This is a genomic window from Photobacterium sp. R1 (assembly GCF_054600795.1).
Genome location: NZ_BAAHZP010000005.1, coordinates 154816 through 170349, shown reverse-complemented (window position 1 = coordinate 170349; position 15534 = coordinate 154816). Strand labels below are relative to the sequence as shown.

At 50.2% G+C, this 15534-nt stretch carries 12 protein-coding genes and 2 pseudogenes; 8 read left to right on the top strand and 6 right to left on the bottom strand.

The features are described from left to right. Positions 1 to 14: 14 nt before the first annotated feature. Positions 15 to 461 carry a cupin domain-containing protein gene (locus tag ACYP03_RS10605; protein WP_248140054.1) on the bottom strand — a complete coding sequence of 149 codons (447 nt, stop codon included), beginning with the start codon at positions 459 to 461 and terminating at the stop codon, positions 15 to 17. 569 nt (positions 462 to 1030) lie between these two features. Here ACYP03_RS10605 and ACYP03_RS10600 point away from each other — a divergent pair. Together ACYP03_RS10600 and ACYP03_RS10595 are read left to right on the top strand one after the other, a co-directional pair. Next, positions 1031 to 1942 carry an AraC family transcriptional regulator gene (locus tag ACYP03_RS10600; RefSeq protein WP_330959585.1) on the top strand — a complete coding sequence of 304 codons (912 nt, stop codon included), beginning with the start codon at positions 1031 to 1033 and terminating at the stop codon, positions 1940 to 1942. 134 nt (positions 1943 to 2076) lie between these two features. Continuing rightward, positions 2077 to 3345: pseudogene (locus ACYP03_RS10595) on the top strand (multidrug effflux MFS transporter). Between the two features lie 109 nt (positions 3346 to 3454). Here ACYP03_RS10595 and ACYP03_RS10590 read toward each other — a convergent pair. The 3 genes and pseudogenes from ACYP03_RS10590 to ACYP03_RS10580 all read right to left on the bottom strand — a co-directional run bounded on the left by ACYP03_RS10590 (position 3455) and on the right by ACYP03_RS10580 (position 6636). Continuing rightward, positions 3455 to 4150, bottom strand: a pseudogene (locus ACYP03_RS10590) (LysR substrate-binding domain-containing protein). A 33-nt stretch (positions 4151 to 4183) separates the two neighbouring features. Further along, a complete protein-coding gene (locus ACYP03_RS10585) occupies positions 4184 to 4402 on the bottom strand; it encodes a LysR family transcriptional regulator (RefSeq protein WP_459779678.1) in 219 nt (72 codons plus the stop codon). A 185-nt stretch (positions 4403 to 4587) separates the two neighbouring features. Further along, complete coding sequence (locus tag ACYP03_RS10580; protein ID WP_459779676.1) at positions 4588 to 6636, bottom strand: TonB-dependent hemoglobin/transferrin/lactoferrin family receptor; 2049 nt, start codon at positions 6634 to 6636, stop codon at positions 4588 to 4590. 343 nt (positions 6637 to 6979) lie between these two features. On the opposite strand from ACYP03_RS10580, the gene rplY reads away from it, so the two are divergent. After that, complete coding sequence (gene rplY, locus ACYP03_RS10575; protein ID WP_459779674.1) at positions 6980 to 7258, top strand: 50S ribosomal protein L25; 279 nt, start codon at positions 6980 to 6982, stop codon at positions 7256 to 7258. A 78-nt stretch (positions 7259 to 7336) separates the two neighbouring features. Here the strand turns inward: rplY and ACYP03_RS10570 are convergent, their stop codons facing one another. Then, positions 7337 to 7588 carry a DUF1289 domain-containing protein gene (locus tag ACYP03_RS10570; RefSeq protein ID WP_330959588.1) on the bottom strand — a complete coding sequence of 84 codons (252 nt, stop codon included), beginning with the start codon at positions 7586 to 7588 and terminating at the stop codon, positions 7337 to 7339. 422 nt (positions 7589 to 8010) lie between these two features. Here ACYP03_RS10570 and ACYP03_RS10565 point away from each other — a divergent pair, with 422 nt between their 5' ends. From ACYP03_RS10565 to ACYP03_RS10545, 5 genes are all read left to right on the top strand, one after another. Further along, positions 8011 to 9102 carry a TRAP transporter substrate-binding protein gene (locus ACYP03_RS10565; protein WP_248140045.1) on the top strand — a complete coding sequence of 364 codons (1092 nt, stop codon included), beginning with the start codon at positions 8011 to 8013 and terminating at the stop codon, positions 9100 to 9102. 71 nt (positions 9103 to 9173) lie between these two features. Beyond that, positions 9174 to 9698, top strand: a complete 525-nt coding sequence (locus ACYP03_RS10560) for a TRAP transporter small permease subunit (protein ID WP_459779672.1) — start codon at positions 9174 to 9176, stop codon at positions 9696 to 9698. A 10-nt stretch (positions 9699 to 9708) separates the two neighbouring features. Continuing rightward, entirely contained in the window at positions 9709 to 10992 is a 1284-nt protein-coding gene (locus ACYP03_RS10555) for a TRAP transporter large permease (RefSeq protein ID WP_330959591.1), read from the top strand. Positions 10993 to 11131: 139 nt separating this feature from the next. Beyond that, complete coding sequence (locus tag ACYP03_RS10550) at positions 11132 to 12520, top strand: cache domain-containing protein (RefSeq protein ID WP_459779670.1); 1389 nt, start codon at positions 11132 to 11134, stop codon at positions 12518 to 12520. Next, complete coding sequence (locus tag ACYP03_RS10545; RefSeq protein ID WP_330959593.1) at positions 12492 to 13133, top strand: response regulator transcription factor; 642 nt, start codon at positions 12492 to 12494, stop codon at positions 13131 to 13133. Before ACYP03_RS10550 ends, ACYP03_RS10545 begins: the two co-directional genes overlap by 29 nt. On the opposite strand, the gene ACYP03_RS10540 is transcribed toward ACYP03_RS10545, so the two are convergent. Further along, positions 13130 to 15532 carry a DNA polymerase II gene (locus ACYP03_RS10540; RefSeq protein WP_459779668.1) on the bottom strand — a complete coding sequence of 801 codons (2403 nt, stop codon included), beginning with the start codon at positions 15530 to 15532 and terminating at the stop codon, positions 13130 to 13132. The genes ACYP03_RS10545 and ACYP03_RS10540 overlap by 4 nt on opposite strands. Between the last annotated feature and the right edge of the window lie 2 nt (positions 15533 to 15534).

The window sequence follows — 15534 nt, the reverse complement described above, 5'->3', positions numbered from 1 at the left end:
TCCCGATAAACGCTTTAGTTCAGTGCGTTATATTCTTCGTCTGACACGGGTTCACACCATTCATTGCTGGCACCTTCCGCCGGAATTTCAATCGCGACATGCGCAAACCAACTGTCTTTCGCCGCGCCGTGCCAGTGTTTGGTGCCCGGTGCAATATGAACAACATCACCAGGATGAAGCGCACGGGCCGCTTTACCCGCTTCCTGGTACCAGCCACGGCCGCCCGTCACGAGCAATATCTGTCCTCCTAGATGATGAATATGCCAGAAGTTGCGACAGCCCGGCTCAAACGTGACGTTCGCTACGATCAGCCCCGGCTTATTCAGCAGAGCCAGATAGCTGGTGCCGGTAAAATAATCCGCGTAGGCAACGTTCTCTTCACCAAAATCAAAAATACCATGACCTTTAAATACGCCCGCTTTCAGCTCTTCCGGGATCAAATTTTTTATTTCATGACTCATCATCAGCTCCAAAAATTCTCTTTTGTGGCATTTGCAATTCAAATGGGAAAACAGGCTGAATTCAGCACCGTATTCAGGACGTCGGCTGCATTTAAGGCAACGTAATCATGCGCTTATCGCTGGCTGTTGACGCCTGACAAACTTGCCTGTGCAATCCAGCCAGTTTAGCTGTAGTGACCTGCTCTCACTCCTCCCAATTCAGGACTTCACTTTGGAAAATGTCACCCAACCATGAAACAAATTTACACCCGAAGTGCGAAATGTCGTTAGCCTATTCAACGCTAATTCTTGCCCATTTTTCCAATTCACTTTTTATCCGGGGAAATTAGGACAATGTACCGGACAGACTGACATCGCCAAGAAAAAACAATCAAGATACTGATAAGTAAAGTCTTTTTATTCGAACCCATTCAGATTTTCGCATTAATGACGGTGCACATATCAGCGGTCACGCAGACTGAAAGCAAAATCGTATCTTGCCTGATATTCTTTACATACACCGAGATAATGTTATAACGACAGCATCTTGCAGCAACGACATGACCGCTTGAGTCACATGTGGAGCCTCGATGGACCATTCAAATTCCATGGCAACAGCAACCCTGACCTTCGCCCGGCAAATCGAGCAATGGACCCGGAATACCAATCAGTTTGATACGGCCATTCCGGGTGTTCGTCTGAGTTACTGGAAAACACCGACTCCACCAACAAGCTATACACACAAATCCAGTATTTGCCTGATTGCACAGGGTAAAAAGCGGGTGATACTCGGTGAGGACAGCTTTGTTTATGATGCGAACCACTTCCTGATTTCCTCAGTCGATCTCCCGATCATCGCCAACATCATGGAAGCCAGTCCGGACACGCCTTATCTTGGCCTGGTGATGGAACTCGACCTTCAAGAGATCTCACAACTGATCGTCGACAGTGAACTGTCATTTAACTCAGATAAAGAAGCGCACAAAGGGATTGCTGTCGGTGAACTGTCCAAGCCTCTGCTGGATGCATTTGTTCGTTTGTTGGCACTGCTCGATGAGCCGGCAAGCATCAAAATTCTCGCTCCGGTGATCAAACGAGAAATCTTCTATCGCTTACTGACTTCCGAACAAGGCGGACGTTTGAATCAAATCGTCACCGCAGGCAGTCACAGTCATCAGATTTCAAAAGCCATCGACTGGCTGAAAAACAACTTTGTGAAACCACTGAGCGTAAGTGAACTGGCCTCATACACCGGGATGAGTAAATCAGCGTTTTACACTCACTTTCGTGCCATGACGTCCATGACGCCGCTGCAATTTCAAAAGAAACTGCGTTTAAGTGAAGCGCGTCGATTGATGCTGACTGAAAATCTCGACGCCATGGCGACAACCTTCCGCGTTGGATACGAAAGTCCATCCCAATTCAGCCGTGAATACAGCCGCCTGTTCGGTGCACCGCCTTCAAAAGACATTAAGGCGCTGCGTGAGGCAGATATCTCCTGAAGTGAGCCTTTCGGGCAATGCGATGGGCTGATTGTTCTTCAGGTACCCTCACGCTGACTGCCGCATACCCACAACACGTTCATACGATTCATGAGTTTTTTTCATAAACTCATTATGTTTAAGCCGATTATTCAATGAATCGTTCTTTGCTAATCTCTTCCTTACCTTCCCGTTTGAACAACTTTTATGTGGACGCTATGAACAGCACAGTTTCTCTTTCAGAAAGTCCCTCGGTGGCCTCTGGCATTCTTTTCATGTTGATTCTCGGGGCATTCATGGCGTTTACCTCATTGTCTACAGACATTTATCTCCCGGCCATGCCAACAATGGCAACTGAATTACAGGGCGATGCAGAACTCACCGTCACGGGCTTTCTGATTGGCTTTGCGATTGCTCAGCTTGTCTGGGGGCCAATCAGCGATCACATCGGGCGCCGTATTCCGCTCTTTATCGGGATGGTGTTATTTGTAATTGGCTCAGTCGGCTGCGCGCTGTCCCAAAGCATTGAACAGATCGTTTTCTGACGCGTCTTTCAGGCGCTCAGTGCGTGTACCGGGCCGATGCTTGCCCGCGCGATGATTCGTGATCTATTCACCAGCAGTAAAGCAGCGCACATGCTGTCGACTTTGGTGATTATCATGGCAGTCGCACCCATCATCGGGCCGCTACTCGGTGGTCAGATGATCAAATTCAGCACCTGGCACGCCATCTTCTGGCTGCTTGCTGTGATTGGAACCCTGATGTTTTTCTCGCTGTTCCTGCTGCCGGAAACCCTCAGTCACGACAAGCGAGCGAAGGCCTCACTCGGCTCAGCCTTTGGCAACTATGTTGAGTTATTCAAAAATCGACCCTTTATGTGCTACACCCTGAGCCTGACCTTTTACTATATGGCAGCGTACGCGTTTGTTACCGGCTCTCCATTTGTTTACATCGATTATTACGGCGTCGAACATCAACACTACGGCTGGCTGTTCGCGGTGAATATTCTCGGTTTGATGGGGTTGAGCTTTGTAAACCGTCGTCTGGTGCACCGTTTTCGCCTTGAGAGCTTGCTCAATGCGACCACACTGGTTGCCACTCTGAGTATTGCGGTCATGGTGGTCACAGTGAAAGCGGAGATGGGCGGGATCTGGATGATCGTCGTGCCGATATTTGTCTTCTTTTCCATGAACGGCATCATTGCCGCTTCATCAACGGCTGCGGCTCAGGATGAAGTCGAGAGCCATGCCGGCTCAGCATCAGCCGTGATCGGCGCGCTGCAATACGGCAGCGGCATCATTTTCACTCTGTTACTGGCCCATTTTCGGGACGGTACGCCGTGGACCATGACCTGGATTATCGCGCTGTTTACTACGATCAGCGCCCTGCTGCTCTTGACCAAACGCTCCCGCAACCGGGCATGACATCCTCCACTTGGTCGCGACACACCTCGCGCGCGGCCAAGGATCAGCGAGCAACCTGAGCCAGAACCGGGGGTGAGCATCAATTCTGACATCCGATTCACTGCGTTCATCATTCCCGCGGGTAGCGAAGTGCCTCAACCAGCAGCTTAAAGGCCGGAGATGAGAGCTGACGATTGGCGTAGTAAAGGTAGTAGCCGTCAAAGGGTGCGCACCAGTCATCCAGCACACGTTCCCGTCGGCCGCTGTCGAGATGAGTTTGCACGAGATCTTCCGGTATGTAGGTCACCCCAAGGCCAGCCAACGACGCTTCGAGACGCCCCTGTGAGCTGGTCATGACCACCTGGCCTTTGACGTTCACATTGATGACTTTACTGCCTTTCTCGAATTCCCACGCATATACCCCGCCGTAGGTTGGCAAACGAATGTTGATACAGTTGTGATTGACCAGTTCACCCGGCGTTTGCGGTTTACCGGACTTTTTCCAGTATTCCGGCGTAGCAACCACCGCCATTCACAATTGCGGAGAAATGGGAACTGAGATCATGTCCTGATCAAGACTTTCCCCTAAACGAATGCCCACATCAAAGCGTTCAGACACAATATTGACCAGACCATAATTAACGCTGATTTCAACGTTGATTTCCGGATATTCGAGCAGCAGTTCGGGAACTTTAGGCCATAAAATGGTATTCACTGCGTGCTCAGCAGCCGTGATGCGAATGGTTCCGGCGGGACGCAGCTTAAACTCGTTGATCAGCTCCAGCTCCTGATCAATTTCAGAAAGCTTTGGCGCAATGGCGTTCATCAACCGTTCACCCGCTTCGGTTGGCGATACACTTCACGTTGTGCGATTGAGTAACCGGACATCCAGCCGCTGCTCTAAACCCCGAACGGCGTGACTTAACGCGGACTGAGACACACCCAGCAGCACGGCCGCCTTTGTCAAACTACCTTCACGAGCGACGGTCACAAACGCCAGCAGATCGTTATCGTTTTTATTCATATTGGTAATGGACTTGATGAAATTGAGAGCGCGATAAAGGAATTCCCCAACCATTCTAACGAAGCATTCCGTCCCCATAATCATAGAAAGCCAAACACCCTTATGAAATGAATTCATCAAGCACCGTAAATACTGTGATGCCGCCTTAGTTGAACCGGGTCATCAGCTCACAAAGGAAACGGAATCAAAAAAGCCGCACGAGAGTGCGGCTTTGAATCACAAACAGATATTCATATATTTTAGAAAGTGTATTGCGCCGACAGTCGGAAAGAACGCCCTGGCTGATAGACCTGATTCCATGCAATGCGATAGTTTTCATCAAACGCATTCGCGACGGTGAAATCGACTTTCAGGCCATCCAGACTCGACATCGGCTCCCAGCTCGCATAGAAATCCGCCGTTTGATAACCCTGATAAGTCTCACCTTCTTTCACACGGTCCTGATCGCTGACAAACATCACCCGTGTACCAACGTTGGTATCAATTTGCCAGAAACCATATTCAAGCTGAGCGACCCATTTGTCAGCCGGGACATTCTCCAGCCATGAGCCATCCGCTTTATCTTTACCGCGTGTCTGGCCATAAGACAGACCCGCCGTCAGATTTTCAATCTGATAAACCGCCGACAGTTCATAACCTTTCAGTTCTGCACGATCCACGTTGACAGAACGGCTCGTCCCGGCACAGCCAATCCCTGAGCCACTTCCCATGATGCAACCCATCATTGCCTGATTGCCGGGTACGTCAACTTCCAGATTGATGAAATCTTTCACCTCATTGCGGAAAACCGCAGCTGTCAGGCTCAGTTTGTCTTCAGCCAACAGGTTTTCGAAATCAAATTGACCTTTCAACTCAATATTCTTCGCTTTCTCGGGTTTCAAATCCGAGTTTGGAATGAAGGTGTTTGTAACCGGCCCAATCCCCGGAATGCTGAACATCGTAAAGTGAGTGCCGTCGGTAAAGAGTTCTGTGGTGCTCGGTGCACGGAATGCCTCATCATAACGCAAAGACCACTGCATCCAGGAAGCGGCCTGCCAGCTGATACCGGCAGAAGGTGACAGCGCGGATTCGTCGTTGTCCTGATAACCATCCGCTTCAGAGGTAAAGGTGTCGTAACGTAAGCCGGCATCCAGGCCGATGCTGTTCGTCAGTGCATAATTCACATAAGCGAAAGCACCCAGTGTTGTGGTTTCAGCACCGTCCGGGGGTGTCGGACGTCCTTGCTCTCCTTCGCCTCGTTTGGCATTCAGTTTATCCTGATAGCCGTCAAGCCCGGTATAAAGCTGAACATCCCCTGCCTTCGACTGGTTCGTCACGTTAAAGCCGAGCGTGGTGATCTTACTCAGGTCTTTCCCGTTCCCCGTGGTGGCGGTTTCAGAGATCTCGGACAGATTATGGTACACACTGACGTCCAGATTGATCAGCTCGCTCGACGGGTTCAGGTTGTAACTCAGGGTGATATTCTGATCCTTCGTATCACGATCAATCAGTGTGTCAGCCGCAGCAGGATCGGTCGAGCCCACAACCGGCGGGTGTCCGTCTCGATCAGAATAGCGCAGACTGAGACCAAGGCGATTGGCTGCATTTGCCTGCCAGTTCAGTTTCGCCAGACCTGTCGTATCTTTCGACTCAGTCCCGTACAGTTTGTGACCGTTACCCTGCTCCATTGCACCCGTGTCACGTGTGCTTCCGGCCAGCAGCCAATCGATGCGGTCAGACTGACTGGCAATCGCAGCAGCGTTTGTCCAGACATCCCCATTGTCCTGATAACCGGTTTTAATTCGGCCACCCAGCCCCTGACCATCAACAATATCCGCAGCATTGATCGTATTTTGAATCACCACGCCGCCAATTGCGCCGGAGCCATACAGGGAACTGATCGGGCCCTTAATCACTTTCACTTCACTGAGCAAAGAAGGATCCAGGAAATAAGATGGTCTGTGGTCAAAGCTGAAGTTCTGGCGGTTGCCATCAACGACCTGCAGGATTTTATTATCCTGTAAGCCACGAATGTTCACCGACTGATTTCCCGGTACATTGCCGCCGACCACAGAAACATTGGGTTCAAATTTCAGTGCATCTGCGACTGAAGTCGGCTGGATTTCAGCCAGCTTTTTCTGATCAACCACGTCAATCGAACGTGTTTTCTCTTGTTGTGTGGCTTCCAGCCGCGATGCGGTCACAACAATCGTTTCGTCAGCCGCCGACGTTTTTTCCTGAGCATGCAATGTAGGTGAAAGTGCCAGCAAAACAGCGCTGGCAATCAGTGACAACTTTTTATGATTCATATTCCCTGCTATCAATTCTTTTATCAGTGAGATGATTTTCTGGAACGGATTATACAAAAGCAAATGATAATTACTATCAATATCATTGTTATCCAGATCACAAATTCAACCAGAAATAAGATCCATTCGCATTTATTGATATCTTTCAGCAAGGAGGGTCTTGAGGGGCTTACCGTACAGATCGCTGAACGATTGCTGGCTTTTTAACACCTTAGAAAGCGCTTGAAAGAAATATGCTTGTCAGTTTGATGGATGGGTGCTAGTATCCGCGCTCGATTTGACGGTATTCAGTAAGGTCGCATTACGGAATACCTTTTCATTCACTCAATTAAGAGTAAATATCATGAAATTTGAAGCACAAGTACGTTCTGACCTGGGTAAAGGTGCGAGCCGCCGCCTGCGTCACACTAACAAGTTCCCTGCAATCATCTACGGTGGTGAAGAAGCGCCAGTTTCTATCGAACTGAACCACGATGACGTGATCAACCAAATGGACAAAGCTGCGTTCTACGAAGCAATCACTCTGGTTATCGACGGTAAAGAAGTGAACGTTAAGCCACAAGACATCCAGCGTCACCCATTCAAGCCAAAAGTTCAGCACATGGACTTCATCCGCATCTAATTGCGGTCTGGCTGAAAACGCTGAAGAAAAAGCGCCTCTCAAGGCGCTTTTTTTGTATCTCGGATCCTGATACTGCCATCAGAACAAACTTTGTTGCGGATTGTCAGCTTCCTGGGCAACTCCCGCTTCCAGTTCCCGCTTCCGTCTGAGCAATCGCTGATACCGCTGCTTACACAGTTTAATGACATGGCGTTTCTGGTCATTGTTCATTTCCTGCCAGTGGAATCGCTCTTCCCGGCTTCGCAGACACCCTTTGCAGTATCCCCGATTATTGGCCTGGCAAACACCAATACACGGACTGGGGATCGTAAAGAAATCTAACTGCTCCATTCTCAGCCCCCAATCTTTGATTCTGATCAATAAATATACACTGAGATAGTAACGAGTTCATGGTTTGAATACCAGTACGCTTTCCCACCGATCTGTCGCTGATTCAACCTATGAGCACAGCGTTTCATCAGTGAGCCACTTCACAGTCATTACAAATAATTAACAAAATCACGGACAGCCCGTCATACGTAATCACCGCATCAGCTGGCTGGCCTGACATACTTTTCTTCTTTGAAAAACAGATCCTTATCGGTGCGATACCGATGATATACGTAAAAGTACTTAATACCTTGGTCTTACAAATCCTGTCGGGGCATCTTTAACCCTCCGTGTTATTGCGCTTGTTCACGCCTATCCTTTGTTTAATGCTTTGAATGCATAGGGTTTATCCCGCTATCACAATAAAAATGAGGACGTGAAACATGAGTCTGGTAAAACGCACTGTACGCAACGCGCTGGTTGCCGCCGGCACCGTTGCGGTTTTACTTTCCAGTACCGCCGCTTATTCCGCAGAAAAAGTCTATCGCCTGAAACTGGCTGAAACCTGGGGTGCAAACTTCCCGATTTTCGGGGATACCACCAAAGCGATGGCGGCAATGGCTGAGAAAATGTCCAATGGCCGCCTGCAGATCCGGATTGATTCCGCGAACAAACACAAAGCGCCGTTCGGTGTGTTTGATATGGTCAAAGCCGGTCAGTATGACATCGGCCACTCCGCTTCTTATTACTGGAAAGGCAAAGTACCGAACACCCTTTATTTCTCCACGATGCCATTCGGTATGGTTGCCGCTGAACAGTACGCCTGGTTCTACCACGGCGGTGGTATGGAACTGATGGAAAAGGTATACGGCCCGCACAATCTGCTGTCGTTCCCCGGCGGAAACACGGGCGTTCAGATGGGAGGATGGTTCCAGAAAGAAATCAAATCCGTTGATGACCTGAAAGGTCTGAAAATGCGTATTCCTGGTTTTGCGGGTGAAGTTCTGGCCAAACTGGGAGCCAGCCCGACCAATATCGCCCCCGGTGAGCTCTATACAGCACTGGAGCGTCGTACCATTGATGCGCTGGAGTGGGTCGGCCCGGGTCTGGACCTGCGAATGGGTTTTCACAAAATCGCCCCTTATTACTACACCGGCTGGCATGAACCGGCCACAGAGCTGCAATTCTTAGTCAACAAACGCTCTTGGGAGCGCCTGCCAGAAGATCTTCAGGAAATTCTGCGCGTTGCGATGCGCCTGTCTGCCTACGATATGTATATTCTGAACACCCATGCCAGTGCAGAAAACTGGTCAACCATGAAAAAAGAATATCCAAATATCAAGGTGATGCACTTCCCGGATGATGTCATGGCGGCAATCCGCAAAGCCAATGACGAGCTGCTGGCTGAGCAGGCTGCAAAAGATCCGCTGGCGAAAGAAATCCTGGAATCACAAGCGGCTTATCTGAAGAAAGCCCGTGAATGGACCCTGATTGCCGATAAAGCTTACCTCGACAGTCAGGCTCAGCAGGAATAATACGAGTCGATGCGCCGGAAGTTCCGGCGCATTTCTCTTTTTCAGATATGTTGCCTCGCAACGGAGTCCTTATGCGAAGCCTGTTAGCCTTTGAGAGAATCATCAACCGGTTTTCCGATCTGCTTGGCTGGATTGCCAGCACCTTATTTATCATTCTGATGTTCAACGTCTTTTATGATGTGATCATGCGTTATGTCTTTAATTCCGTTTCTATCGCAATGCAGGAAATGGAATGGCATTTATTCTCCGCGGTTTTCTTGCTGGGTGTTCCCTTTGCACTCAAAGCCGGCGGACACGTGCGTGTGGATGTGTTCTACGAGCGCTTCAGTCCGAAAACCTGCGCCATCATCGATTTACTGGGCTCTGTTTTCTTTCTGCTGCCTTTTTGTCTGATGGTGTTCTGGTACGGCATTGATTTTGCCAAAGAGTCCTATGCGCTCGGTGAATCCAGTGGCGACCCGGGCGGCCTGCCCTACCGATGGCTGATTAAAAGCATGATTCCCATTTCTTTCCTGTTCATGGCGATCTCGGGGATCGGGATGATCCTCCACAACATCAACCGCCTGGTTAACCCAAGCCTGTCCCACGCAAAATAAGGAGTGTTCCGTGGTTGGTATTATTATGTTCGTCGTCGCCCTGTTTGCACTTCTGCTGGGCTTTCCTGTGGCATTTACCTTTGGCGGGATTGCCCTGCTGTTCGGGATCTGGGCTGAAGGTCCTGAAATCTTTGCCTTCATGCCTTTTCGGATCATGAGTATCATGCAAAACACGGTCTTAATGGCCGTACCGCTTTTTGTGTTCATGGGCCTTGTTTTGCAGAAAACCCGCCTTGCCGAACAATTGCTGGAATCCATGGGGAAACTCTTTGGCAGCGTGCGCGGTGGACTGGCGATTTCCACGGTACTGGTTGGCTCCTTGCTGGCAGCATCAACCGGGGTTGTCGGCGCTTCAGTCGTTGCCATGGGTCTGATTTCTCTGCCGGTCATGATGAAATATCAGTACAGCAAAGGACTGGCAACCGGAACCATCTGTGCTTCAGGGACACTGGGACAAATCATTCCGCCATCGATTGTGCTGATCCTGTTAGGCGATGTGCTGGGTATTCCGGTCGGTGATCTGTTTCAGGCAGCGATCTGGCCCGGGATTGCGCTTGTCTTGGCGTATATTGTTTACATCGTGATATACAGCTGGCTGAATCCGGAAGCTGCACGTCCGATGGACAGGGATCCCAACCAGTCCCGCCAACAGGAAATCTTCATTGCCCTGAAAGCGGTACTGCCACCGCTGGCGCTCATTATCGTGGTGCTGGGCTCCATCTTTGCAGGTATTGCAACCCCGACTGAATCTGCAGCGCTGGGTGGCATGGGTGCAGTCGTTCTTTCCGTCCTTTATCGCCAGTTTTCCTGGCGCATGCTGTACGACAGCGCATTCGAAACCGTTAAAGTCACCGCCATGGTCTTTGGTATCTTGCTGGGCGCGACCGCCTTCTCCATGGCCTTTACCTATACCGGCGGGGATTACCTGGTCGAAGAATGGATGATGGCTTTGCCGGGTGAGCAATGGAGCTTCCTGATCCTCACCATGCTGATCATTCTGATCCTGGGCTTCTTTATCGATTTTGTTGAAATCTGTTTTATCGTCGTGCCGATTCTGGCACCCATCGCCGATACCATGGGCATCAACATGCTCTGGTTCGCGATTCTGATTGCGATGAACCTGCAAACATCGTTCCTGACGCCGCCATTTGGTTTCAGTCTGTTCTATCTGAAAGGCGTGGCACCTGAAGGCATATCGACCCGGGACATCTACAAAGGCGTATTGCCCTTTATTTCAATTCAGATCCTGATTTTAGCGACAGTGTTGCTCTTCCCGGGCTTCTACGGCCTGTAACCATCCATGAAAACAGACAAATATAGAGCTGGCTGGCACTTTTCTCACAAAGTGCCACCTTTTTTTCTTTGTTCCTGTATACAAATTGTTAACATTCAGGGCATCCCGAAAACCGCTGACCAAGCAGGTGCTGGTAACCATGCCACTGAAAGTGAAGCTGATTCTTCTCACGCTCCTCCCCTTACTGCTGATCAGTGCTGCCATCAGCTGGATCGCGATTCATCAAGCACAGTCTCTTGGCCAGAAAGAAATCGCGACGTTTCGGGCAAACCTGATTGCTGCAAAAGAGCAGGCTCTGAAAGATACGGTGGATCTGGCACTCGACAGCATCCACCATCTCTATCACAACGCCGGACCTGATGATGAAAAAGCCAAGACCGAAGTCAAGCGGATACTGAACGATCTCCGCTATGGCGACGATGGCTACTTTTTCGTCTACCACGAAAACGGAACCAATCTGGCGCACCCGGTTCTGCCTGAACTGGTCGGCAAAAACCTGTTGGATCTGCAGGATAAGAATGGGGATTACCTGATTCGGGCACTGATCAACACTGCCAAATCAGGCGGAGGTTTTCATCAGTACCTGTGGCATAAACCATCAAGCGATCAGGTTGTCACCAAACTCAGCTATGCCGCCTGGCTGCCTAAATGGCACTGGATGGTGGGCACAGGGCTCTACATTGAAGATGTTGCCCACCAGATGACACGGGTTGAACAAAGCGTACAAGCCAATATCCGGACGACGTTCATTTCCGTGATCGTGCTGGTTGCCATCACGACTTTACTCATTCTGATCACAACCCTTGCGATTAACCTGCATGAACACCGGCTGGCCGACAGTCGGCTGAAAGAGCTGGCTCATAAAACTGTGATGTTTCAGGAAGAGGAAAAAAAGCACGTTGCCCGAGAACTGCATGACGGCGTCAATCAGCTGCTGGTATCAGGAAAGTGCCACCTTGAATTACTGAAAGACAAAATGACTCAGTCTGATGTTGAGCAGGCTTTAAGTCACCGGGCTTTAAGTGAAAACGCTATTTTGCAGGCAATTTCCGAATTAAGACGAATTTCACACAATTTACGACCCAGTTCATTGGATGATATTGGGCTGGCCGCTGCACTGGAGCATCTGCTGAATGACTTTTCTGCATCGACTGGCATTCAGGTCAGTCACGCTCTGGAGCTCGGGTCACTGACATTACCCACAGATGTGATGACAACGTTGTATCGTGTGGCTCAGGAATCTCTGGTGAATATCAGTAAGCATGCCCACTCAGACCGGATTGAGATGACATTATCCGTAATTCAGAAAAACCTGCAGTTTATCATCCGGGATCATGGTGTGGGTTTTCATGTTCAACAAGCCATGAATGGCAAGGGCATTGGTCTTCGTAATATGCGGGAGCGACTGGAATTTCTGGGCGGTGAACTGGATATCAGCAGTGAACCCGGTGAAGGCACGGAAATTCTGGTCAACCTTCCGCTTCAGGGAATAGAAAGTTATGGCAAAGATCCAGGTGTTACTGGTTGATGATCACCAGGTGGTCATGGAAGGCTTTAAAGCCAGGCTGGACAACGAAACCAACATTGAAGTCGTGGCAACCGCTGTAAACGGCGCCGAAGCCCTGAAACAGGCTGCCCGGCACCGGCCTGATGTCGTTCTGATGGATATCAGCATGCCGGAAATGAACGGTATTGAAGCGACCCGTTTCTTCCGACGCGATTATCCGGACATTAAAGTGCTGATCCTGACCATGCACGATAACCGGGAGTATATTCTTCAGGTAATGCAGGCCGGGGCCAGCGGTTACATTCTCAAAGAAGTCTCCGCGGAAGAAATGGTCCAGGCAATTGAAGCCGTTCATCAGGGAGGCAGTTATTTTTGTCGTCTGGTGGCTGAAACGTTGTTTTCTGCGCCCATCGAACAGTCAGCGCCTGCCGCAATGGCAGTCACAGCGCTCAGCCGCCGGGAAGAAACCATTCTCAGGCTAGTTGCTTTAGGTAAAAGCAGTAAGAAGATCGCTCAGGAACTGGGGATCAGTACCCGTACGGTAGAAACCCATCGCCAGAATATCAAACATAAACTCAACATGAGTTCTACGGCTGAACTGACTGCGTATGCGGTCAAAGAAAATCTGATTTAGAACAGCCCCAGCTGCGGGGCAATGATGTCATCAAAATGCTGGCCGATAAAAGGCAGAATCCCGTCCGCGATTGGTTTGAGCTGTTTCTCAATGTAATGGTCATAATCAATGGGACTTTGTCTGGCTTCCACGGGTTCAGGACCGTGCGTTGTGATCACATATTCAATCCATCCGCCGGTTTGATACTGAAGCGGTCGGCCCAGTTGCTGATTCACTTCATCGGCCCGGCGTGCAGCACGCACATGAGGCGGGACATTCTTTTGATACTCAGATAAGTGACGTCGTAACCTTTTACGGTAAATCAGCTTGTCATCAAACAGTCCCTGCCCGGTCTGCTCAACGTACTGGCGTACATATTCTTCGACATCTTCCTGGTGAAAAACCTTTCGATACAGCGTCTGCTGAAATTCCTGTGCCAGTGGCGTCCAGTCGGTGCGAACCGTTTCCAGTCCCTTAAATACCATTTCTTCCACACCATCCCGGATCACAAGACCGGCATACCGTTTTTTGCTGCCGGTTTCCTGTCCCCGGATCGTTGGCATCAGAAATTTGTGGTAGTGCGTTTCATATTCCAGTTCCAGCGCTGATTCCAGGTGATAGGTCTCTTTGAGATACGCGGTCCACCATTGATTCATCTCCGCCACCAGCCTGTGACCAATCGCATCCGCTTCTTCACCACTGTGCGCTTTCTTCAGCGACACAAAGGTTGAGTCCGTATCTCCATAAATCACCTCAAACCCTTGTTCCTCGATGCGCTCACGGGTCATTTTCATGATCTCATGACCCCGCATGGTGATTGAAGAAGCCAGACGATGATCGAAAAATCGGCAACCGGAAGAACCCAGAACGCCATAGAAGGAATTCATGATGATTTTGATGGCCTGAGAAAATGCTTTTTCACCGTCACGTTTCGCCTGATCCCGGGCCGCCCAGAGTGCTTCAATCATCTCCGGCAGGAAATGTTTCTCACGATGGAAACGACCGCCCCGGAAACCGGCAATCGCCTGATCATCCGCCTTGCCTTCTTCCAGCAGCAAGCCTTCAACCAGCCCCATCGGATCGATCCGGAAGGTACGGATAATGGAGGGATACAGCGATTTAAAGTCCAGCACCAGTACGGAATCATACAGGCCCGGTTTGGAATCCATCACATAGCCGCCAGGGCTCGCAATCCAGTTTTCACTTTCCAGATTCGGCGCCACATACCCGGCACGATGCAGTTGAGGCAGATACAAATTGGTAAACGCTGCAACAGAGCCTCCGACTCTGTCGAGCTCCACCCCGGTCAGACGGCTTCGTTCTATCGCAAACGCCAGCAAATGGGTTTTCTCAAATATCCGGGTGACCAGTTTGCAGTCCTGCAAGTTGTAACGGGCCAGTGAAACTTTGTCTTCACGGAACATCTGATTGATTTCAGCCATTCTGTCGTACACATTATGAATGGCTTTCCCTTCACCCAGCAGCTCCTGAGACACAGATTCCAGCGACCAGGAACGGAAGTTATACGTTGCGGTCTTCAGGGTATCAATGCCATCCATCACAACCCGGCCCGGAATCGAGATAAAGCCTGAATTCGGATTCTGGCTGGACTGCCGCCAGTGCGGGGTCTGCTGACCGCGGCCGATACGAAACGGCAGTTTATGCCACTCAGCCCGCTTCATCAGCAGACGGAAGTCAAAATCAATCACACTCCAGCCGATGATCACATCCGGATCATACTGCGTAAACCAATCCTGAAGCGCAAGCAGTAAGGCCTTTTCATCACTGACCCACTGAATCCAAGCCAGCGCAGATTCATCCGGGCTCGCGGGCTGACCCACCATGATCACCCTGCTGTCCGAGTCACTGTGCAGACCGACGGAATACAAAATGCCTTTTTCGGAACATTCAATATCCAGCGACACCACTGAAAGCGAAGGCTGATAATCCGCCGCTTTGGCTTTCACCTGATGAAATTCCCGATACCCGTTTCTGGTGGTCATCTGCCCCGTAAAAGCAATTCCTCCCCGGATAAAGCGTTCCATTAAATAGCGATCGGCCAGACGAATATCATCTTCGTAGACCCGGATGCCTTCCGCAGCCAGCAAAGTTCCCACCTGCAAGCCGGCACTGATCGTCAGGGTATAGCAGGCCGACATGGTCTGATGCTGAAAATTCTGCATCTCCAGGGTTCGCCAGGCGACCATCACACCCTGTTGCGCAAGAATCTCCTCTGCCCGTGGCTGATCCGTGGCTGAAATGAAACAAACCGGTTTGTCCCCTTCCACAATCAGCTGACAAGGGCCCTGCTCTGTCTTTACCCAGAGTGTAATTTGCGTTTGTCCGCGGACATCTCTGCTTTGACGGGTCAGTACGAAACCTGCATCTTGCTGGCTCTGGCGGGTAAAACTTGAATTCATCT

Excerpts from the sequence above, each read along its gene's own strand:
- ACYP03_RS10550 (WP_459779670.1), top strand. The coding sequence starts at position 11,132 with ATGCCACTGAAAGTGAAGCTGATTCTTCTCACGCTCCTCCCCTTACTG.
- ACYP03_RS10600 (WP_330959585.1), top strand. The coding sequence starts at position 1,031 with ATGGACCATTCAAATTCCATGGCAACAGCAACCCTGACCTTCGCCCGG.
- ACYP03_RS10570 (WP_330959588.1), bottom strand. The coding sequence starts at position 7,588 with ATGGAGCAGTTAGATTTCTTTACGATCCCCAGTCCGTGTATTGGTGTT.
- ACYP03_RS10585 (WP_459779678.1), bottom strand. The coding sequence starts at position 4,402 with ATGGTTGGGGAATTCCTTTATCGCGCTCTCAATTTCATCAAGTCCATT.
- ACYP03_RS10560 (WP_459779672.1), top strand. The coding sequence starts at position 9,174 with ATGCGAAGCCTGTTAGCCTTTGAGAGAATCATCAACCGGTTTTCCGAT.
- ACYP03_RS10540 (WP_459779668.1), bottom strand. The coding sequence starts at position 15,532 with ATGAATTCAAGTTTTACCCGCCAGAGCCAGCAAGATGCAGGTTTCGTA.
- ACYP03_RS10605 (WP_248140054.1), bottom strand. The coding sequence starts at position 461 with ATGAGTCATGAAATAAAAAATTTGATCCCGGAAGAGCTGAAAGCGGGC.
- ACYP03_RS10580 (WP_459779676.1), bottom strand. The coding sequence starts at position 6,636 with ATGAATCATAAAAAGTTGTCACTGATTGCCAGCGCTGTTTTGCTGGCA.
- ACYP03_RS10545 (WP_330959593.1), top strand. The coding sequence starts at position 12,492 with ATGGCAAAGATCCAGGTGTTACTGGTTGATGATCACCAGGTGGTCATG.
- ACYP03_RS10565 (WP_248140045.1), top strand. The coding sequence starts at position 8,011 with ATGAGTCTGGTAAAACGCACTGTACGCAACGCGCTGGTTGCCGCCGGC.
- rplY (WP_459779674.1), top strand. The coding sequence starts at position 6,980 with ATGAAATTTGAAGCACAAGTACGTTCTGACCTGGGTAAAGGTGCGAGC.